15 protein-coding genes and 1 pseudogene are annotated in these 19,603 nt (G+C 73.1%); 8 read left to right on the plus strand and 8 right to left on the minus strand.

Going from position 1 to position 19,603, the window contains the following annotated elements; translation table 11 throughout:
- Positions 1-14: 14 nt before the first annotated feature.
- Genes ACZ3OF_RS24790 through ACZ3OF_RS24800 form a run of 3 tightly spaced genes read right to left on the minus strand, consistent with a single transcriptional unit; the run spans position 15 to position 3,102 of the window.
- On the minus strand, positions 15-1,742 hold the full coding sequence (locus ACZ3OF_RS24790) for a serine/threonine-protein kinase (protein ID WP_467306824.1): 1,728 nt from the start codon (positions 1,740-1,742) through the stop codon (positions 15-17).
- A 57-nt stretch (positions 1,743-1,799) separates the two neighbouring features.
- Positions 1,800-2,447 carry an alpha-ketoglutarate-dependent dioxygenase AlkB gene (locus tag ACZ3OF_RS24795; protein ID WP_361674165.1) on the minus strand — a complete coding sequence of 216 codons (648 nt, stop codon included), beginning with the start codon at positions 2,445-2,447 and terminating at the stop codon, positions 1,800-1,802.
- Between the two features lie 58 nt (positions 2,448-2,505).
- The gene (locus tag ACZ3OF_RS24800) at positions 2,506-3,102 is read right to left on the minus strand and encodes an HD domain-containing protein (RefSeq protein WP_467306827.1); all 597 of its coding nucleotides are present in this window, start codon (positions 3,100-3,102) and stop codon (positions 2,506-2,508) included.
- Positions 3,103-3,235: 133 nt separating this feature from the next.
- On the opposite strand from ACZ3OF_RS24800, the gene ACZ3OF_RS24805 reads away from it, so the two are divergent.
- The 3 genes from ACZ3OF_RS24805 to ACZ3OF_RS24815 all read left to right on the plus strand — a co-directional run bounded on the left by ACZ3OF_RS24805 (position 3,236) and on the right by ACZ3OF_RS24815 (position 5,380).
- Positions 3,236-3,604 (plus strand): VOC family protein, encoded by a 369-nt coding sequence (locus ACZ3OF_RS24805; RefSeq protein WP_361674161.1) that lies wholly within the window; start codon positions 3,236-3,238, stop codon positions 3,602-3,604.
- A gap of 8 nt (positions 3,605-3,612) precedes the next feature.
- Complete coding sequence (locus ACZ3OF_RS24810; RefSeq protein ID WP_467306830.1) at positions 3,613-4,236, plus strand: hypothetical protein; 624 nt, start codon at positions 3,613-3,615, stop codon at positions 4,234-4,236.
- A gap of 214 nt (positions 4,237-4,450) precedes the next feature.
- Complete coding sequence (locus tag ACZ3OF_RS24815) at positions 4,451-5,380, plus strand: glycerophosphodiester phosphodiesterase (RefSeq protein WP_361674157.1); 930 nt, start codon at positions 4,451-4,453, stop codon at positions 5,378-5,380.
- 4 nt (positions 5,381-5,384) lie between these two features.
- On the opposite strand, the gene ACZ3OF_RS24820 is transcribed toward ACZ3OF_RS24815, so the two are convergent.
- Both ACZ3OF_RS24820 and ACZ3OF_RS24825 read right to left on the minus strand, forming a co-directional pair.
- Positions 5,385-6,626: a sensor histidine kinase gene (locus ACZ3OF_RS24820; protein WP_361674155.1), complete on the minus strand. Its 1,242-nt coding sequence runs from the start codon at positions 6,624-6,626 to the stop codon at positions 5,385-5,387.
- A gap of 80 nt (positions 6,627-6,706) precedes the next feature.
- Positions 6,707-7,366: a response regulator transcription factor gene (locus ACZ3OF_RS24825; RefSeq protein ID WP_467306833.1), complete on the minus strand. Its 660-nt coding sequence runs from the start codon at positions 7,364-7,366 to the stop codon at positions 6,707-6,709.
- A gap of 88 nt (positions 7,367-7,454) precedes the next feature.
- On the opposite strand from ACZ3OF_RS24825, the gene ACZ3OF_RS24830 reads away from it, so the two are divergent.
- The 4 genes from ACZ3OF_RS24830 to ACZ3OF_RS24845 are packed head-to-tail and all read left to right on the plus strand — an operon-like array spanning position 7,455 to position 11,072.
- A complete protein-coding gene (locus ACZ3OF_RS24830; RefSeq protein WP_361674151.1) occupies positions 7,455-7,958 on the plus strand; it encodes a hypothetical protein in 504 nt (167 codons plus the stop codon).
- Positions 7,955-9,016: a peptidoglycan-binding protein gene (locus tag ACZ3OF_RS24835; protein WP_467307018.1), complete on the plus strand. Its 1,062-nt coding sequence runs from the start codon at positions 7,955-7,957 to the stop codon at positions 9,014-9,016. The genes ACZ3OF_RS24830 and ACZ3OF_RS24835 overlap by 4 nt, the downstream gene beginning before the upstream one ends.
- Positions 9,013-9,867 carry an ABC transporter ATP-binding protein gene (locus ACZ3OF_RS24840; protein WP_361674147.1) on the plus strand — a complete coding sequence of 285 codons (855 nt, stop codon included), beginning with the start codon at positions 9,013-9,015 and terminating at the stop codon, positions 9,865-9,867. Before ACZ3OF_RS24835 ends, ACZ3OF_RS24840 begins: the two co-directional genes overlap by 4 nt.
- Positions 9,867-11,072, plus strand: a complete 1,206-nt coding sequence (locus tag ACZ3OF_RS24845; protein ID WP_361674145.1) for an ABC transporter permease — start codon at positions 9,867-9,869, stop codon at positions 11,070-11,072. The genes ACZ3OF_RS24840 and ACZ3OF_RS24845 overlap by 1 nt, the downstream gene beginning before the upstream one ends.
- 142 nt (positions 11,073-11,214) lie before the next feature.
- Here the strand turns inward: ACZ3OF_RS24845 and ACZ3OF_RS24850 are convergent, their stop codons facing one another.
- Entirely contained in the window at positions 11,215-16,029 is a 4,815-nt protein-coding gene (locus ACZ3OF_RS24850) for a hypothetical protein (RefSeq protein WP_361674143.1), read from the minus strand.
- A gap of 274 nt (positions 16,030-16,303) precedes the next feature.
- On the opposite strand from ACZ3OF_RS24850, the gene bla reads away from it, so the two are divergent.
- Entirely contained in the window at positions 16,304-17,233 is a 930-nt protein-coding gene (bla, locus tag ACZ3OF_RS24855; RefSeq protein ID WP_467306837.1) for a class A beta-lactamase, read from the plus strand.
- Positions 17,234-17,236: 3 nt separating this feature from the next.
- Here bla and ACZ3OF_RS24860 read toward each other — a convergent pair.
- Together ACZ3OF_RS24860 and ACZ3OF_RS24865 are read right to left on the minus strand one after the other, a co-directional pair.
- Positions 17,237-18,966, minus strand: a pseudogene (locus tag ACZ3OF_RS24860) (amidohydrolase).
- Positions 18,908-19,588, minus strand: a complete 681-nt coding sequence (locus ACZ3OF_RS24865) for a TetR/AcrR family transcriptional regulator (RefSeq protein ID WP_467306839.1) — start codon at positions 19,586-19,588, stop codon at positions 18,908-18,910. The pseudogene ACZ3OF_RS24860 and the gene ACZ3OF_RS24865 overlap by 59 nt, the downstream one beginning before the upstream one ends.
- Between the last annotated feature and the right edge of the window lie 15 nt (positions 19,589-19,603).

The raw sequence follows: 19,603 nt of genomic DNA on the forward strand, positions 1-19,603 counted from the left end.
GCGGACGTCCCGTTTCACGACGACGGGTAGGTGGACACGACCTTTCCGTTGCTGTCGACGGCGAGGTAGCCGACCGCGCTGTACTCGTTGATGAGGTAGAAGCGCAGGGTCGGGCGGTCGTCGTTGAAGGTCCAGCGGTCGACGATGACGTAGCGCATGCTGGGGCGCTCGACCTTCAGCTCCTTCTCTCCGCGCTTCATGAGCGCGGGAAGGTCGTCCCAGGGCATGGCGGCGGCATCGAACGGCTGCTCGTCGGCCGCGTCGGCATCGATGGTTCCGCCCGGGCCGGTCCTGCGGGCGACCCCGTCGCGGTACTCGTACGCGTCATAGGTCTTCGCACCGGGCCGGGTCGGGATGGAGGCGCGGGCATAGCCCTCGTAGATCGTCAGTTCCTTCATCGTCGTCGAACCGCTGGCTTCGCGGAACGCCTTGATGACGGTACGGACGTTCGCCGTCGTGAGCAGGGTGCCGCTGGGCGTGGGCGCGGTGCCGGGCTCCGTCTCGACGCCCTTCCCCGTACCGCCGGCGGATGTCTCGCGCCCCGGGGTACGGTCCGCGTTCGTCGGGGTCGTCGCGCCGCCCTTGGCCCCGGAATCCGCGCCGCCGTCGGGGAGCAGTTTCACGACGCCCACGACGACCACGACGGCCGCCAGGGCGAGCGAGGCGGCGAGCACCGCGGTCAGGCGGCGCGGGCGGGGAGGCCCGGAGGGCGCTACGGGCAGCGTGGGAGGACCGAACCCTCCGCCGACCGCCGGAGACGCGTGCGCCGGGGCGTGCGAGGGGACGGTGGGGCTGTGCCACGGCTGCGCGGCCGGCTGCTGCGGCGCGTACGCGGGGTGGGAGTACGGCGGGCCGAACGGAGCTGGGGTCGCTTCCGCCGGGGACCTCGTGCCGGACGGTGCGGACGCGGCATCGGCCAGCAGCTGTTCCAGCTGCGCCCCGTCGGGACGCAACGCCGGGTCACGTACGAGAAGTCGAGCCAGTACGGGAGCCAGCGCGCCGGACCTCACCGGTGCCGGGATCGGGTCGTCGAGCACGGCGACGACGGTCGCGAGACTCGTGGACCGGCGCAGCGGGTGGTGGCCCTCGACGGCGACGTACAGGAGCATCCCGAGCGACCACAGGTCGGAGGCCGGGTTGCCCTCCTCGCCACGCACCCGCTCGGGGGCGATGAACTCGGGCGAGCCGATCAGGTCGCCCGTGGCGGTGAGCCGTGACGTCGCCTCGCTGATGACGGCGATGCCGAAGTCGGTGAGGACGGCGCTGCCGTCGGGGCGGAGCAGCACGTTGGCGGGTTTCACGTCGCGGTGGTGGATGCCGGCGGAGTGGGCGGCGCGCAGGGCGGACAGGACCTGCCGCCCGAGGGCGAGGGCCTCCTCGACGGACATGGGGCCCTCGGCGAGACGGTCGTACACCGAGCATCCCTCGACGAGCTCCATGACGATCCACGGGTGCGAGCCGTCCTGGGGTTCGACGATGTGGTGGATCGTCACGACGTGCGGATTCGAGAGGCGCGCCAGGGCCCGTGCCTCGCGGACGGCCCGTTCGCGCATCTGGGCGGCGAGTCCGGGGTTGGCCTCCTCGAGGGCGGGGTCGGGCGGCCGCACCTCCTTGAGGGCGACATCGCGCTCCAGGGCGATGTCGCGTGCTCGCCAGACAGTGCCCATGCCGCCGCTGCCCAGCCGGGAGATCAGGTGGAAACGCCCGTCGACCAGGGGTCTTCGGTCCTCGCTCGCGCTCATGAGCGGTCATGGTATGCGGTGCCGGTGACAAGCCTGCCCGGGGGCTGCGCGCACGGGTCAGCCGACGCCCCGGGGCCGGAACTGGACGCTGATACGGGGCCCGACGGCGCGGCTCGTCTTGGGGATGGCGTGTTCCCAGGTGCGTTGGCACGAGCCGCCCATGACCACGAGGTCGCCGTGGCCCAGGGGGAGCCTGAGCGCGACGGGGCCGCCGCCGCGCGGGCGGAGGGCGAGGTCGCGGGGGTCTCCGAGGGAGAGGATCGCGACCATGGTGTCGTGCGTGGCGGAGCGCCCCGTGCGGTCGCCGTGCCAGGCGACGCTGTCGCGGCCGTCGCGGTACAGGCAGAGACCGGCGCTGACGAAGGGCTCACCGAGTTCGGAGGCGTAGTGGGCGCTCAATGCCTCGCGGGCGTCGAGGAGTGCGGGGTGCGGGAGGGGAGCGCCCTCGCGGTAGTACGCGAGGAGGCGGGGTACGGCGACCACGTTGTCGTACATCTTGCGCTCCTCGGCCTGCCACGGGACGCCCGCGGCCAACTCCTCGAAGAGCGCGTCGGCCCCGTGGAACCACCCGGGCAGGTGGTCGACCCAGGCACCGCGGCCGAGCGGGATCCGCCGGACCCCGTCCAGGGGCCCGGGCCGGATGTCGGCGCCCTGGTCGAAGAGCGAGCCCTGGAGGCCGGGCATCTGCGGTCGTCGTGCGGTCATGGTTCCAGCGTAAACGAATATTCGCACGTATGAGCGAATCAAGCGGACGCGGAACGGTTCAGATCACGGCGTGGTCATGAGCATCCGAGAGGGGCCCGAGGTGCGGGTCGCCGAAGGTGGCGCGCAGTTCGTTGAAGGCCTGGACCTTGTGCTCGCCGTAACGGGAGATGTGGGCGGTGTACGTGTGGGGGCGTACGAAGGTCGGCGGGGTCGTCTTGCTGTGGAACTTGTCCGCGTACATCACGAGTCGTTCCTCGGGCGTCGCCGCCGTGTAGTCCCCCGGCGGCAGCGGCAGCCCCTGCTCGCGAATGTCGTGGCGGGTCAGTCCGACTCCGGTGTGGCAGGAACAGAATCGGCACAGGGCCTCCGGAAGCCCCTCCCCGGCCAGGATCTCGTGTCCGAGCAGCCCGTGGCGTACGTAGTTCCGCTTGTCCAGCCGACCCTCGGCGTCGTAGAGGCGATAGACGCCGATGTCGTGGAGCAGGCTGCCCGCACGGACCAGTTCCCTGTCGAGGGCGAGGCCGGGAACGGGGAGCAGTTGCTGCGCGATCTTCCACACGATCTCGCAGTGCGTGAAGACGAGCTCGAAGGCTTCTGCGCTGGGCGCGTGCTTCATGTGCAGCGCTCGGATCTCGTCCACCGACAGGGAGTTCATTCCCGCAGGATAGGAGCCCTGGCCGGGTGGCGCCCGGCGTGAATGTGTTGGCGACGTGGGGAGTTGATCACTACGTTGTGACGTCCGACCGGTTCGGCATCACGGTGTCCGAGCGCGCCAAGGAGTTGTTGCCATGCCTTCGCCGATGAAGCTGTCGGCCATCACGCTCGACTGTGCCGATCCCCAGGCCCTGGCCGCCTTCTATCAGCAGGCCACCGGTCTCGAACTGCACCCGAAGTCCGACGACGACTTCGCCGGCGTCACGGGGGCGGACGGGCTGCTGATCGGCTTCCAGCGGGTGGACGGATACCGGGCACCCGTCTGGCCCGGCCAGGACGTGCCCCAGCAGTTCCATCTGGACTTCACCGTCGATGATCTCGACGAAGCGGAGCGTCTCCTGTTGAACCTTGGCGCGACGAAACCGGAGTTCCAGCCGAACGAACGATGGCGCGTCCTCATCGACCCGGCCGGGCATCCTTTCTGCCTGACCACGACAGGCTGAGCACGCGGATGGTGATCGAGGGATACGAACACGGCCCGTTGGACGCCGGGGAGCCGCTGCTTGCTCGCCCGGGTTTCTGGTCGAACTACCTGTCGGAGATCTGCGCCGGCGGAGCCGGCACCGAGCGTCCCGTTCCGGAGTGGTTCGGTGAGGACGGCGCCGATGTCGACGCCTTGGCCGAGGTCCTCTTCGATCCTGAAAGCCGGCCTGTCTTCCGGGTACTCGGCGCGGACGGCTCCGGAGTTGTCGTGGTCTTCCGCAACCTGCTCGGCGACCACGGCATCGACTTCGTGCTCACCCGACCCGTGGGGGACGGTCTCCGGCAGGCCGCCTGTGGGACAGGGGAGCTTACGGGAGCCGAGCTGACCTGGCCCGAACTGATCCGGATCGCCGACAGTCCGGCACCGGACGCCGAGGGTGTCGACGAGCCGGCCGCCCGACTCCTGCTGCTGCTTCCTCTCCTGAACGGCCTGGACGTGCCGGAGGGGGCGTCGGCGCGGCTCAGTGCCGCGCTGACCGAGGTAGGGGTGGCGCAGGACCTCGCCCTGAGCACGGCTGAGCACCTTCTCACCGGCCTGACCGGGAAGGCGTGGCACGATCCCGCATGGGGCTCGCCTCTGAGCGGCGACTGAAGGCCGCCGCGGCCATGACCTATCGGCGCTGTCGGCCGGTGGGCCGGTGGGCCGGTGGGCCGGTGGGCCGGTGGGCCGGTGGGCCGGTGGGCCGGTGGGCCGGTGGGCCGGTGGGCCGGTGGGCCGGTGATCGTACGCCGATGGCGTGGGCCGCGGGTGCGCTTCGGTGTGGTGACCGTCGTGCCTGGCCGCCTGGCGTACTAGCCTCCCCCGCATGCGTCCGGCCCGCCTCCGCACCGCCCTGGTCACGGCCACAGTCGTGGCCCTGCTCAGCCTGACCGGTGCCACCGCCACCGGTACGCGCCCCTCGCCGAGGTTGCTCACCTTCGGGCAGCAGCTGACCGACCACCGCGTCGAGGCCACCTCTCCGTTCCTCCGTGCGGCGGGGGCGCCGATGACGGTCGTCGCCCATCGCGGGGCTTCATCGCTCGCGCCGGAGAACACGATGGTCGCCCAGGAGGTCGGACGGCGCTCCGGGGCCGACTTCATCGAGAACGACGTCCGGTTGAGCCAGGACGGCGTGCCCTACCTGATGCACGACACGACCGTGGACCGTACGACGAACGGCAGCGGGGACATCACCACCCTGACGTCCGCCCGACTCGACAGGCTCGATGCCGGGTCCTGGTTCGCCCCCGTCTTCACCGGTGCCCGCGTCCCCACCCTCGCCACGCAGCTGGCCGACCTGCGCACCCGTGGCGGGAACCTGCTCCTCGAGATCAAACGGGCCGACACCCGCCGGCAGGTCACGGCCGTCATCGACGTCGTCAGGGCACAGCAGATGACCGGCCGGGTCCTCGTCCAGAGCTTCGACCCCCAGCATCTGCGCTGGGTCCACGAGGTGGCACCCGAACTCCCCCTGGCCCTCCTCCGCAGCACCCTGGACGCCGACCCCGTGGCCGTCTCCGAGGAACTCCACCTCGCCTCGTACAACCCCAGTGGCTCCGCGCTCGAGACCCGGCCCGGCGTCGTCGCCGACCTGCACCGGGCGGGCATCGCGACATGGGTATGGACGGTGGACACGGCCGAGAAGTGGAGCACGTACGAGCAGTACGGCGTCGACGGCATCATCACCAACCGCCCCGCCGAACTCACCGGCTGGAACCACGCCCGACCCGCTGCGCGGTCCGGGCCGAACCCCTGAGCGGTTACCGCGCGAACCGCACCCGGACCGTCAGGCCGCCGCCCTCCGTGTTGGCGGAGGCCTCCGCCGTGGCGCCGTGGGCGCGGGCGATGGAGTCGACGATCGAGAGGCCGAGGCCCGCGCCCTCGCCCGGGGCGTGGGTGCGTTCGGTCAGGCGGCGGAAGGGTTCGAAGAGCAACGGGACCACGTCGGGAGGTACCGCCGGGCCGGTGTTCCCGACCTCGATGCCGTCCGGTCCCGTACGGACCCTGACGCGGCCGCCCGGCACGTTGTGGCGTACGGCGTTCGCGACCAGGTTGTGGAGCAGCCGGTCCAGGAGCACGGTGTCTCCCGGAACCGTCAGGGGCCGGAGGTCGGCCGAGACGCTCACGGCGCGCTCCTCCGCCTCGGCCGCCAGCGATTCCATCGCCTTCCTCGCGACCTCGTCAACCGCCACCGGCCGCCGCTCCCGGAGCCCCTGGTCGCAGGCGGCGAGAAGCAGCAGCCCGTCGATGGTCCGTTCGCTGTCGTCGGCGACCTCGATGAGTTTGGCCCGGATCCGCGCGACCCGCTGCGGCTCCGGTTCGCCCGCGAGTCCGATCTCGGCCGCGGCCCGCTGCACGGCCAGTGCGGTCCGCAGCTCGTGGGCCGCGTTCGCGGCGAACCGCTGCTGCGCCGCCACCAGCCGTTCCATGCGGCCGAGCATGTCGTCGAAGGTGTCGGCGAGGTGCTTCAGCTCTCCCGGCGGTCCTTCCAGCGCGATCCTCTCGTGCAGGTTCTCCCCCGACAGACGGCGGGCCGTGTCGGTGATCACCGCGACCGGCCGCAGGACGCGGCCCGCCATCCACCAGGCGAGGACGACGGACACGATGGCGTACACGGCGAGGACGATCAGTGAGACCGTCAGCAGCCGCTCCAGGGCCGCGCTCTCGGCGGCGTCGCTCAGGGTCCGGGTGATCGCCATCCCGCGGCTGACACCGGGTGGCAACGGGCCCGGGCTCGCGGGAACGGCTTCCTGCCACAGCGGTGACGCGGTGGGGTTCGGGGTGGTCGGAAGGGCTTCGAGACGCTGCGCGGGTACGGCGGTCGTCATCGCCACGCTGATCGACGCGTAGAGGCCCTCCTTGACCAGGAAGTACACCACCCCCGTGAGCAGTGCGCCGGCCAGCAGCAGCAGCCCGCCGTACAGCGCCGTCAGCCGCGACCGTTCGCCGCCTGCGGCGCGCCGCGCCGCCGCGGCGATCCGCCGGGTGCCGGCGCCGCCCACGGACTCCCGATTCCGGTGCGTCTCCCGATTCCGGCCAGTCTCCCGATTCCGCCGCGTCCCCAGGTTCCGGCGTCCCGCGCTCACGACGCGATCCGGTAGCCCGCGCCCGGTACCGTCTCCACCACCGGAGGCTCGCCCAGCTTCGCGCGGAGTTTGCTGAGGGTCACGCGTACCGCGTTCGTGCGGTAGCTGGTGTGTTCCTCCCAGACCTGCTCGATGAGGTCCTCGCCGCTGACGACGGCCCCCTCCGCGCGCAGCAGGGCCTCCAGGACCGCGAACTCCTTCCGGGACAGCTGCAGATGGCGGCCGTCGCGGCTCGCCTGGCGGCGGGCGGTGTCCAGGACGATCCCCGCGCGTTCGAGGACGGGCGGCAGCGCGGGCCGGGCACGCCGGCCGAGGGCGAGGACGCGGGCGAGCAGCTCGTCGTACGCGAAGGGCTTGGCCAGGTAGTCGTCGGCGCCGAGCCCGAGGCCGTCGACCCGGTCCCGTACGGTTCCCGCGGCCGTCAGCATCAGGACCCGGGTCATCAGGCGCTGCTCCACGACCCGGCGGCACACGTCGTCCCCGTGCATCCCCGGCAGGTCACGGTCGAGGATGACGACGTCGTACTCGCCGAACTGCATCTTCCGCAGGGCCTCCAGGCCGTCGCCGGCCACGTCGACCGCGAGCGCGTCGCGGCGCAGCCCCTCGGCGATCATCTCGGCGAGGAAGGCCTCGTCCTCCACCACTAGTACACGCATGCACCCTGTGTATCGGAAGAGACCTTTCGTCTCTGTTAACCGATCCGCTGAGAGAAACGAAACACCTCCTGCCTGCACGATCCGGCCCATGACGACTCGACGTACCCGAGAGACCCTCCAGCTGACTGCCGCGGCCTCCCTCGCCGCCCTCTGCCTCCTCGCCACCGCCTGCACCGCCGACGGCGGCGAGAAGTCCGGCAGCGAGACGGTGAGCGAAGAGGGCAAGAAGGCCGACCAGGCCCTGGAGCACCGGAAGTGTCTGCGTGAACAGGGCCTCGACGTTCCCGAGCCCAAGCCGGGCGAGGAGGGCGTCGGGCTGACCATCGGCGGCGACGGCATGTCCAAGGAGAAGATGGAGAAGGCGTTCAAGGCCTGCCGGGACAAGGGCGGGGCCGGCATGGGCAAGGAGCTGACCCAGGCCGACAAGGACAAGATGATCAAGTACGCCCAGTGCATGCGGAAGAACGGCTTCGACATGCCCGACCCGACCTTCGGCGAAGGCGGCATGTCGGCGGCGCGGCCCATACCGCAGGGCGCGGAGATGAAGAAGTTCGAGAAGGCCAACAAGGCGTGCGAGAGCGTGTCGCGATGAGCGGGCGGCGCAGGCTGGTGGCCGCACTGGCCACGATCGCGGCGGTCGCGGGTGGTGGCGTGGCCGTCACCACCCTGGACGCCGGGGACGAGCCGCAGGCCGTCGCCGACCCGGGGCTGCCGCCCTCGACGGTCCCGCTGACCCGCGGCGACCTCAGCGACAGCTCCCAGCAGGACGGCACGCTCGGCCACCTCGGCGAACGGAAGATCAACGCGGGCCCGGCCGGCACGCTCACCTGGCTCGCGCCGAGCGGTGCGACCGTGGAGAGGGACGAGCGACTGTACGAGGTCGACGGCAGGCCCGTCCGTCTGATGTACGGGGCCGAGCCCATGTACCGCACTCTGAAGACCGGCGACAAGGGCAAGGACGTCCGGCAGCTGGAGGAGAACCTCGCCGCCCTGGGGTACGTCGGCTTCACGGTCGACGAGGAGTTCTCGGCGAAGACCGCCGACGCGGTGAAGCGCTGGCAGAAGTCCCACGAGCTGAAGCGGACCGGCACGATCGGCCCCGACACGATCGCCTTCGCCGGCAGCGCGGTACGCGTCAAGGAGGCGGGCAGCGCTCCGGGCGACCAGGTCGCTCCCGGTCGGCCGGTGCTCACGGTGACGGGTTCCGAGCGGGTCGTACGGTTCAAGATCCCGGTGGCGGACGCCGGCCCTGCGAAGGCAGGCACGCGGGTCGTCGTACAGCTGCCGGACGGGACGCGGGCCCGGGGGAAGGTGTCGTCGGTCGGCAGGACCGCTTCCGCGGGTGACGATCCCCAGGACCGGACCCCGAAGATCGACGTCACGGTCTCCTTCGACGCGCCGGAGAAGGTCACCGGCGTCGACCAGTCTCCCGTCACCGTCGAACTCACCGGTGAGACGCGCAAGGACGTCCTCACGGTCCCCGTCAACGCGCTGCTCGCCCTGCCCGGCGGCGGCTTCGGCATCCAGGTCGTCGAGAACGGCAAGGCGCGGGACGTCGAGGTGGAGCTCGGCATGTTCGGCCAGGGCCGTGTGGAGATCAGCGGCAGCAGTCTGCGGGAGGGCATGAAGGTCGGGGTGCCGTCCGCATGACCGATGTCAGGACCGTGAGCACCGTCGTACGTCTCGCCGGGGTCACCAAGGAGTACGCGGGCGGGGTCCGCGCACTCGACGGGGTCGATCTGACCGTCGGCGAGGGGGAACTCCTCGGCATCGTCGGCCCGTCCGGCTCGGGCAAGTCCACCCTGCTGCACATCGTCGGCACCCTGGACCGGCCCAGCGCCGGAACAGTCGAGATCGCGGGACACGACGTGGCCTCGCTGACCGACCGGCGGCTCTCCGCGCTGCGCTCCCGCCACATCGGGTTCGTGTTCCAGGCGTTCCACCTGGTGCCCGGGGTGGGCGCGCTGGAGAACGTCGCCGAGGGGCTGCTCTACTCCGGGCTCCCCCGGGCCCGGCGGCGGGCGATGGCCGCGGACGCTCTGGCCCGCGTGGGGCTGGCCGACCGGATGAAGCACCGGCCGCACGAACTGTCCGGCGGGCAGAAGCAACGCGTCGCCATCGCCCGCGCGGTCGTCGGCGAGCCGGATCTGCTGCTCGCCGACGAACCGACCGGCGCGCTGGACACGGCGTCCGGCGAGGCGGTGATGGACCTGTTGCACGAGCTCAACGCGGACGGCGCCACGATCGCGGTGATCACCCATGACACGGAGATCGCGGGACGGCTGCCTCGCCAGGTCCGCATCCGCGACGGGCGGGTCACGGCGGACACGGGGGGCGGCAGCGCGCTGCGGACGGGGACGGCCTCCGGAGCCGCGCTGGGCGAGGGGCCGGGCGCGGGCTCGGGCGACCTGCCCGGCACGGGGCCGGGCGATCGGACCGGTTCAGGGCCTGGCGTCGCCCGGACCGGAACCGGTACCGCGTTCGGAAAGGCCGGCGTCTGATGTCCCGTTCACGCAGGCCGCTCAAGGCGGCCCGGCTCACCCCGCGCGATGTCCTCCACGTGGGGTCGGCGGGATTGCGCAGCCGTCCCGTACGGGTGGTGCTGTCGGCGCTCGGGATCGCCATCGGGATCGCCACGATGATCGCGGTCGTCGGCATCTCGGCGTCGAGCCAGGCCCAGTTGCTCCGGCAGCTCGACGCTCTCGGCACGAACATGCTGGTGGCGAAGCCCGGGGAGGGCATGTTCAGCGGGGAGGAGGTCAAGCTGCCCAAGGACGCGGTCGGCATGGTGGGGAGGATCGCGGGCGTCGAGGACGTCGGCGCCACCGGCGAACTCAACTACTCCGTACGGCGCTCCGAGAAGATCCCCGAGGGCGAGACGGGCGGCATCGCGGTGAAGGCCACCACGGAGGGGCTGCTCGATGTGCTGCGCGGCGGCATGGGTACCGGTACCTGGCTGAACGCCGCCAACGGCCGCTATCCGTCCGTCGTCCTCGGCCATGTGGCCGCGGAGCGGCTCGGCATCACCGAGCCGGGGCGGCAGGTCTGGATCGACGACCGGTACTTCACGGTCGTCGGCATCCTCGACCCGTTGCCCCTCGCGCCGGAGATCGAGCGCTCGGCGCTGGTGGGCTGGGAGGGCGCACAGAAGCTGCTGGGCTTCGACGGGCATCCGACGGCGGTGTACGAGCGGTCCACGGACGCGTCCGTACCGTCCGTCCAGAAGCTGCTGGCCCCGACGATCGACCCGCGGAACCCGCAGAACGTCCAGGTCGGCGATCCCTCCTCGGCGCTTCAGGCCAAGGCGGCCACCGAGGGGGCGTTCTCCTCGCTGCTCCTCGGCCTGGGCGGGATCGCCCTGCTGGTGGGCGGGGTCGGCGTCGCGAACACCATGATCATCTCGGTGCTCGAACGCCGCCACGAGATCGGTCTGCGGCGCTCGCTGGGGGCCACCCGGGGACAGATCAGGATCCAGTTCGTCACGGAGTCCCTGATGCTGTCCGGCCTCGGCGGCCTCGCGGGCGTGGCTCTGGGCGGCGCGGCGACGGGCGTGTACGCGTACACGGGCGGCCTGCCGTGGGTGGTCCCGCCGTGGGCGGTCGGCGGCGGCTTCGCAGCGACGCTGGTGATCGGCACGGTCGCGGGGCTGTACCCGGCGGTCCGGGCGTCCCGGCTGTCCCCGACGCTGGCGCTCGCGACGGCGTGACGGGACCGCCGCCCGGACCGAAACCCTCGGCGGCGGGCCCCCAGGACCACCGCCCTGGGGGCCCGCCGCCGGACGCGTGGAGCGTAGGCCGTCGGACGGGAGCCGCGGCGCCCGAAGCCGTCGCCCGGTGAGACCGTGTGCCCTAGTGACGGGCCCAGGCTGTCGCGAACATTTCGTGCAGGGGGGCCGGTGGGAGGATTCGGCCGAAGGGGGCGTGGATCGTGTTGCCCCACAGCGGACGGACCTCGTGCGTCGCCAGTTTGACCGTTTCCAGCGGCAGGTGCGGGGCCTTCAGGTCGGTCCATTCGCCCGGCAGGAACACCGTCCGGCCCGCCCGTGCGCGTTTGGCCTCCACCACCGCGCCGGTGGCGACCAGCTCCGCGCGTACCGCCGCGTGGAGCTTGGTCGACCAGCCGTTCCACCTGCGCACGTTGCGGTCGGTGGGTGTGGCCAGCGTCGCCAGCTGGAGGTACAGCGCCGCCGCGTCCGGGCCGACGCCGAGCTTCCCGGCCACCTCCGAGACCAGTTCCGGGCAGGAGTGCCTCGGATCCGCCTCGTACGCGCCGACCGGCACCGCACCCGACCGGGCGCGGCGCATCATCCTCTCCAGCCCGCCGCCGACCAGCAGCGGTGCCACCCGGTCCAGTTCCTCGGTCAGGTCCGTGACCTCCCGGACCCGGCCCCACACCTCGGGGTCGGCGCACGCCGCGGGCCGGAGGAAGGAGCCACCGCCGGGCGCGCACACCACCAGCGCCCCGGAGTCGTACGCGGTCACCGGAACCGGGCCTTCCTCCTTGCGGCGGCCCATCCCCACGGGGAGCCGCGCGGGCCCGAAGCGCTCGGCGATCCGCGCCGACGTGTCCTGGACCCGTCCGCCGCGCAGCTCCAGCAGGAGTTCCGGACGCTCCAACTCGGCCCGCAGCCGCTCGTACAGGGCCGTGGCGCCGGCCACCGCCGGGTCGCCGACGGGCCGGTCCGTCCACGCCCACACCAGCGCGCTCGCGATCCGGCCGAGCGCGAGGCCCACGGGCGTTCCGTACGGGAGCTCGGGCCCCTCCGGGGGCACGGGCAGGACCTCCACACCGATGCCGTACGGGGTCGCCGCCAGCTCCCAGCCGGCCGCCTCCACCGTCGCGTCCTCGGCCGCCTCGTAGCCGCCGGCCAGGCGCCTGGCCCACACCTCGGCGAGGCCCAGGTCGGCCTCCAGGGCGTCGGCCGCCTCGTCGTGGACGGGGGGCAGGACCCCGAGCCGCTCCCGCCACACCGCCGCCATCCGCTCCGCCGCCGCCTCGACGCCACCGGGCCGCCAGAGCTCCGCCGGGTCCTCGGGGACGGCGGCGGCCAGAACGGCGCGCCGTCCGTCGCCCCCTAGGCGTGTGCGCAGACGCTCGTACGCCTCGGCGGTCTTCGGGGTCGCCTTGTAGGGGGCCTTGCGCGCCAGCGCACGGCCCTCGTCCCGGTCGTGGTGGCCGACCAGGCCGGCCACCACGAGCCGGGCCACTGCCCGCCGTACGCCCGTCAGTTCGGCGAAACGCGCGGCCACAGCCTCCGGCACCGGGACGGGTCCGTCCGTCTCGACGGCCGCGATCAGGGCCCGAAGCCGGGTGACGTCGTCGCGCTCCACCCGTACGAGTCGTGCCTCCGGAACCGTTGCCGGTACCGGATCGCCGTCACCGTCCCCGGACGCGGGTGCGACGAACCAGCGGCCCGCGCCCCCGCGCCGGGGCGCCGCGGACGCCACCGGGACGCCGCTCCCGCGCAGGTCGTCCAGGACTCCGGTGTCGGCCGCGCGACCGACCCACCACCGGCTGCCCGCGCGGGCGAACGGCTGGTCGGCCCAGGTGTCAAGGAGCGCCACCAGAGCGGCCCGCTCGACGTCCGGGGTGGGTGCCACCACCGCCCGCCATGCCACGGCGTCGATCGCGCCGAGCAGTTGTGACCAGTCGTGCGGCGGCGCAGGCGGCGAGAGCCGCCGGACCTCTTCCCCGATCGTCCCTTCCAGGCAGGCTCCGTCGGCGGCGATCGCGCTCAGCGTCGCCGGAAGGGCCGCGTCCCTGGTCCGCCGCCAGGAATCGTGCTCGCCGTCCGAGACCAGCTCGAACAGGGCGGGCATCAGCTCGGTGTCGGGCGCGGACCGGCGCGGCAGGGCGGGCGGCGCCTCGGCGAGCAACGTGACGCGGTGGTGCAGGGCGCGCCGCCGTTCCTCGACGCGCACGGCCCGTTCGGCCACGGCGGCGACGGCGTCGGCCAGCACCGGATCGGTGACGTCCGGCAACTCCCTGGCCACGGCAGCCCGCAGCGCCTCCGTGCCGTCGAGGGCGGCCGTGAGCAGTGCGTCCGCCGTCTGCCGTCCCACGGCCCGCAGCGCCCGGGAGCCGGCCGCGTCGCGGGTTCGGAGCAGGTACCAGAAGGCCGGTGGCAGGGCCACGCCCCCCGACACGGTGACCCTCCTGATCGGCTTCGCCCGCGGGTGACGGGGTGAGCGGTGCCCGGCCAGCTCCCACAACAGGGAGCCGTCGGCGGTGTACGCGCGCACTCCCGTCCGGGTCTCCGCCTCCGCGAGGACCACGTCCTCGACCGCGCCCTCCGGCGGCGCCCACAGACCCCACGGCTCCTGTCCCTGCCGGTCGATGTCGAACCGGGCCGTGCGCCCGTCCACGCTCTCGACCAGGTAGTGGTCGGGCGCGTTGTTGCGGTACCGGGTGCGGAAGAGGACCCGGGTCCCGACGAGACCGTCCCGGCTGCCGAGCGGGGAATCGGTCAGCCCGGCGGGCAGCGGCGCCAGTTGCAGGGCCTCTCGGGCGAGGGACATGCCCGTCTCGGACGGTTCCGCGGCCGGATCTTGGTTCGGGGCGCGGCCCGGGAAGTCCGGGAGTTCGGTCGCGCCCTGCCGCTCCCCGGTGACCGGGTCGACCACGTCCCAGGGCCGCCTGCCGAAGACGGCGTTGGTCCAGATGCGGGAGCCGTCGCCGAGCTGCAGCTCGTCCCCGTCGATGCCTTCCGTGTCGCCCGGACGCAGCGCCCGGCTGCCGCCGTGCCGCCCGCCCCCGTCGGCGGTCTCGAACTGGAAGCCGTACGCCCCGTCCAGGCTGCCGCCGAAGGGGACGAGGCCGCTCAGCTGTTCCGGCGTGAACGGCTCCTCGGGACGGTCGGCCCAGACGGCGGTGTCGCAGAAGTACGGGTTCGCCTTGAGGGACCAGCTCACGAGGAAGGATCCGCCCACGTAGTGGACGGCGAACGTGGTCGCGTCGTGCGGCACGGTGAAACTGCAGGAGCCCCGCACGCCGTCGGGGGCGACGGCGACCGCGCGGTCCTTCCCGAAGACCGTCAGCACGGGCCAGGTGCAGGTCACCCCGGCGACGCCGGGCAGCGAGCCGTCCGCCGCCTCACCGTCGGCGTCCGGATCCGGGGCCGCACCCGCGTCCGGGCCCGCGCCCGCACCCGCGTCCGAGTCCGTGCGTTTCTCGGCCTCGCGCGCGTGCGCCGCGAACTCGGCGTAGACCGACTCCAGCGCCGGCCAGGCCAGTTCCTCCGGCAGGCCGGCCGCGAGCGAGCGCCGCAGGGCGCCCGCGCCCTCCGCGCCCGCGAGGGCGTCGGCGATCCCGCCGAGCGCCGCCACCGTCGGCCGGTCCAGCAGGGTCTCCAGCTCGGTCACGGCCTCCTCGGCCCCGCCCATGCCACCGCCCGCGACCGTGTCGACGAGCTTGCCGACCCGCCCGGCCACCTCGTTCGCGATGCCCTCGTTGCCGGGCAGCAGCGTCACCGCCGATCCGGGCTGCCGCCGGCGCGCGTTGGACCAGCCGGGCAGCAGGTTCCCGTGGACGGTTCCTTCCAGCCGGGGGCCGAACACCGGATCGGCGGCCAGCGCGACGAGGTCCCGCCGGGACCGCTCGCCCCAGAAGCGCATCCGCGTCTCCGGGCCCGGGTCGACGACCGTGACCCCGGCCGCCAGACAGGCGTCCAGCACGTCCGCGTCGAACCCCGTGTAGTAGTGGCGGGTGGTGTGCAGCGTCACCGACTCACCCGCGGCCCGCAGCCGCGGCCCCAACCGGACCACCAGATCGAGGAATTCCGCCGGCAACGGCTGGCGGGCGACCCCGCCGCCGGACTGGGCCGCGTACTGGTACATGGTCACGAAGGTGCCGACCCAGTGGGGCAGACCGCCTTCCGGCACGACCCGCCCGGACTCCATCGCCTCCGCCGCGCCGCAGGCGATCAGCATCCGCAGCCACGCCCCGCCGTCGGTCACCCCGTCCGGGAAGACCTCGACGAGCCCGGCGGCGACCGTGTCCGTCGGCGGGTGGACCTGGAGGACCGGGGCGGCGGCGGTCAACAGCGCGTCAGGCACCGACTTCTTGCGAGTGACGGACAGGATGGCGCCCACCAGCCGCGCGACCTCCTCGTCCCCGTGCCCGGCCGCCTTGGCGGAGGCCCGCACCCTGCGCACCAGATCTGCCGGCAGGTCGGCCGCGGAGCTTGCCCACGCTGTCAGGAAGGCGTCCAGTGCCGCGTGCGCGTCGGCCGGCTCCGACGTCTCGGTGAGGAACCGCTGATGGGCTCCGAACTCCTTGGCCGGCATGGCCCCGCCCTTGGCGAACAGCAGCGCGTTGGCCCGGCGGTAGGCGGGATCCACCGGGAGCCCGTGCTGGGCCTCGGCCGCCCGCGCCGCCACGTAGGCACGTGCGCCCGGCCGGCTCCCGTAACCGATCAGCCGGTGGCCGACGGTGTCCCAGAACCACGGCAGATGCGCCGGCGGCAACCGCCGCGCCCGCGCCGCCATCGTGTCGACGAACCGACCGGGCTTGGTCCAGGACCGGTTGAGCTCCGATCCCATGTCCTGGACGAGGTCACGCGCCATCTCCTCCGCGTCCGGGTCGTGTGCGGCGACCCAGTCGGCGTAGGTGGTCGAGACGTGCGTACCTGCGGTGGGCAACAGGCCATCAAGCGAGACGATCATGCCTGGGATCGTCGCATGCCCCACTGACACCGCCGCGAGCGCGAGCGCTGTCACGCGATATGGGCTGTACGGAAGGGGACTTCACCGCGAGACACGCCGCCGGGAATGTGCGGCGTCGCGTGGGGAGCGGCTGATGGCAGAGTGGTGCCTACAACCAGTTCCGCGGCGTGCGGTCCGACGCGCCCGCCGCCCCACGACCGAGCACCCGACGCGCCCGCGGCCCCGACGCCCCGACGCCCCGACGCCCCGACGCCCCGACCAGGAAGCCTCCCCCATGCGGCTCTACCGTCCCCGGCACCGTCTCCTCGCCGTACTGGCCGCGCTCGTGCTCGTACCGCTCACCGGATGCGGCGCGGACCGACCCCCGGCCGACAGCGCCCCACCGCCACGGGAATCGGCCTCCAGGCCGAGCGGTGCGGAGGCGGCCCGAGCACGGTTCCAGGCGCTGGAGCGGACCTACGGCGCCCGTCTGGGCGTGTACGCCCTCGACACCGGAAGTGGCCGTGAGATCGCGTACAACGACGACGCCCGCTTCCCCTACGCCTCCACCTTCAAGGCCCTGGCCGCCGGCGCCGTGCTGCGCAAGCACCCCGGCGACGGCATGAACCAGGTGGTCACGTACTCCCGGGACGACCTGGTCCCCTACTCCCCCGTGACCGAACGTCACACCGCCACCGGGATGACCCTCGCCGAGCTGTGCGACGCCGCCGTACGGTACAGCGACAACACCGCCGCCAACCTGCTGTTCGACCAGATCGGCGGCCCCAGGGGCCTTCAGACTACGCTCGCGGAGCTGGGCGACGGCGTCACCCGGATGGAACGGCGCGAGCCCGGGCTCAACGAGTGGACGCCCGGCGCCACGCGGGACACCAGCACCCCACGGGCCCTCGCGCAGGACCTTCGTACGTTCGTCCTCGGCGACGCTCTCCGGCCGGCCGAGCGCGCCAGGCTGACCACCTGGCTGCGCACCAACACCACCGGAGCGGAACTCATCCGTGCCGGCGTGCCCCAGGGCTGGACCGTCGGCGACAAGACGGGATCCGGCAGCACCTACGGCGCCCGTAACGACATCGCCGTCCTCTGGCCGCCCGGCCGCGCCCCCGTCGTCCTGGCCGTCCTGTCCAACCGGCACAGCCCCGACGCCCGTTACGACAACAAACTCATCGCCGAGGCCGCCGCCACCGCCACCGAAGCCCTGTCGTGACGCTCAGAGGCTCGTGTGCCGGTGGGTGGGGCGGCCGTCGAGGACGGTGAGGAGGACGGGGAGGTCCGCCAGGTCGGTCGCCGCGACGGTGAGGGGGTCATCCGCGAGGACGGTCAGGTCGGCGCGGTGGCCGAGGGCCAGCCGGCCCCCCCGATGCTCCTCGCCCGCCGCGAAAGCGGGGCCCGTCGTCATCCCCTTCAGCGCCTCCAGGGCCGTCAGTACCTGCTCGGGGCCGTGCGGGGGCTGAGTGAGGTCGCGCGTGGGGCGGCGGTGGCGGGCTCCCGCCATCACGCCCAGCGGCGGGAACGGGGCGATCGGCCAGTCGGAGCCGAGCACGACCGTGGCACCCGCGTCCCACAGGTCGCGGCACCGCCACGCGCGCGAGGCGCGCTCCTCGCCCAGCCGGCGGGACCAGTTGTCGGTGTGATCGGCACGGGTAAAGTCGCAGCAGTGGGTGGGCTGCATGGACGCCACGACGCCGAGCTCCGCGAACCGGGCCGGCGTGTCGTCGGGCACGCTCTCGATGTGTTCGATCCGGTGCCGGATCCCGCCGACCCCGCCGGCCTGGGCTTTCTCGACGGCGTCGAGGACATGCCGTACGGCGGCGTCACCGATCGCGTGGGTGGCGGTCGGCACGCCGGCGCGGTGCAGCTCGCCCACGATGCGCGTGTAGACCTCGGGGTCCGGCCAGAAGGCGTGCGTCGACTCGCCGTGACAGTCCGGGCGTTCGAGCCAGGCCGTGCCGTTGTCGATCGTGCCGTCCATGAACAGCTTCACCCCGGCGACCCGCCACAGCTCCCCACCGGTGCCCTGCTGCTCGATCAGGGTCCGCAGCCCCTCGTCGTCGATGCGGGCTGGCACCAAGGCGCGATCCGCAGCCGCAACGGGAGTTCCCCGGCGGCCTCGAGCTCCGCGTACAGGGCGAGGCTCTCGCCGTTGGCGTCCATCGCGTGCCCGCCGGTCAGGCCGGCGGCGGCCATCCGGCGCAGAGCGGCGGCGAGGCGGTCGCGGCGCTCCGCGTGCGTGGGCCGGGGCGCCGCGCGTTCGACGAGTTCGCAGGCCGCGTCCTCCAGGAGCAGTCCGGTCGGCCTGCCCGCCTCGTCGCAGACGATCTCGGCGGCCTGGTCGAAGGTACGCGGCCCGTCGACGCCGGCGAGTGCGAGGGCGCGGGGGCTGGCCAGCATCGAGTGGGCGTCGAAGAGTTGCAGCAGTGCCGGTACGCCGTCCAGTACGGGGGCGAGCGCGGCGGACTCGACGGGCCGGTCGCCGAACACGTTCGGGTCCAGGCCCCAGCCGAACAGCCAGGCCCCGGGGTCGAGCGTCCGGATCTCGCGGGCGAGGGCCTCGCGCAGCGAGGCGAGGTCGGTGCAGCCCGACAGGTCGAACCCGTGGGTGAGTTCGGCGCCCGAGACGGGGTGGAGGTGGCCGTCGGTCAGGCCGGGCGTGACGACGGCGCCCTGGAGGTCGAGCACCGTCGTCGTGGAGTCGGCGAGCGCGCGTATCTCGCGGTCGTCGCCCAGGGCGGCGATCCGGCCGCCGGACACGGCCAGGGCGGTGTCCGGCAGGAGACGGCCGGTGGCCGGGTCGAGCAGGCGGGCGGAGAGCAGGACGAGGGAGGGGCGCACAACGGCTCCAGGAAGTACGGGCGATGGAGATCGGTACGGGTGCAGGCGGTCAGTTCGGGCGGTCGCCGGTTGCCTCCGGAGCAGGTGTGGCGGCGGGTGACGACGCATCCGTGAGGGTGCCGCTCGGCAGGTCGAGTTCGCGCTCCGCCGTGGTGAGGGCCATCCGGGTCACCGCCTCGGGCCGATTGCTCCGGTCGGTGTTGGCGTGGGCACCGAGGCCGTCGAGGACGACCAGGATCTGGATGGCCGTCGCGCGGGGGTCGTCCGTACGGAACTCACCCCGTGCCACGCCGTCGCGGATGAGGCCCTCCAATCGGTCGTCGGAGGCGAGTTCCTGCTCGGCCACCCGGTCGCGCAGAAGGGGCCGGTAGCGGCTCAGGTGGCGGGCGTTGATCCAGAGGCGGCTGATGTCGTCGTACGCCTCTCCCGCCGAGAGCGCGAAGTAGCGCGCGAGGTACTCCGTCGGGGTCCCGTCGGGCCGGTCGGCCGGGAGGAGGGCGTCGAGTTCGCCCGTGGCGGCGGTGGCGAAGGCCTCGGCGACCAGTTCCTCCGCCGAGGGGAAGTAGTGGCTGATCAGCCCGGGGCGCACGTCGAGTTCCTCGGCGATCCGCCGGAGGGTGACGCACTCGAGCCCTTCGGTCAGGGCGACGCGGGCGGCGGACTCGACGATCTCCGCCCGTCGGGCCTCCGGAGATTTGCGGATTCGTTTGCGCTGGACGCTTGACGGCATACCGGCGATGCTATT

The sequence above is a fragment of the Streptomyces sp. NPDC022552 genome (assembly GCF_055561875.1).

Bases quoted from the DNA above. Each gene is read 5' to 3' on its own strand.
- ACZ3OF_RS24840 (WP_361674147.1), top strand. From the start codon at position 9,013: ATGACCGATGTCAGGACCGTGAGCACCGTCGTACGTCTCGCCGGGGTC.
- ACZ3OF_RS24800 (WP_467306827.1), bottom strand. From the start codon at position 3,102: ATGAACTCCCTGTCGGTGGACGAGATCCGAGCGCTGCACATGAAGCAC.
- ACZ3OF_RS24835 (WP_467307018.1), top strand. From the start codon at position 7,955: ATGAGCGGGCGGCGCAGGCTGGTGGCCGCACTGGCCACGATCGCGGCG.
- ACZ3OF_RS24845 (WP_361674145.1), top strand. From the start codon at position 9,867: ATGTCCCGTTCACGCAGGCCGCTCAAGGCGGCCCGGCTCACCCCGCGC.
- bla (WP_467306837.1), top strand. From the start codon at position 16,304: ATGCGGCTCTACCGTCCCCGGCACCGTCTCCTCGCCGTACTGGCCGCG.
- ACZ3OF_RS24790 (WP_467306824.1), bottom strand. From the start codon at position 1,742: ATGAGCGCGAGCGAGGACCGAAGACCCCTGGTCGACGGGCGTTTCCAC.
- ACZ3OF_RS24825 (WP_467306833.1), bottom strand. From the start codon at position 7,366: ATGCGTGTACTAGTGGTGGAGGACGAGGCCTTCCTCGCCGAGATGATC.
- ACZ3OF_RS24805 (WP_361674161.1), top strand. From the start codon at position 3,236: ATGCCTTCGCCGATGAAGCTGTCGGCCATCACGCTCGACTGTGCCGAT.
- ACZ3OF_RS24830 (WP_361674151.1), top strand. From the start codon at position 7,455: ATGACGACTCGACGTACCCGAGAGACCCTCCAGCTGACTGCCGCGGCC.
- ACZ3OF_RS24865 (WP_467306839.1), bottom strand. From the start codon at position 19,588: ATGCCGTCAAGCGTCCAGCGCAAACGAATCCGCAAATCTCCGGAGGCC.
- ACZ3OF_RS24850 (WP_361674143.1), bottom strand. From the start codon at position 16,029: ATGATCGTCTCGCTTGATGGCCTGTTGCCCACCGCAGGTACGCACGTC.
- ACZ3OF_RS24795 (WP_361674165.1), bottom strand. From the start codon at position 2,447: ATGACCGCACGACGACCGCAGATGCCCGGCCTCCAGGGCTCGCTCTTC.
- ACZ3OF_RS24810 (WP_467306830.1), top strand. From the start codon at position 3,613: ATGGTGATCGAGGGATACGAACACGGCCCGTTGGACGCCGGGGAGCCG.
- ACZ3OF_RS24815 (WP_361674157.1), top strand. From the start codon at position 4,451: ATGCGTCCGGCCCGCCTCCGCACCGCCCTGGTCACGGCCACAGTCGTG.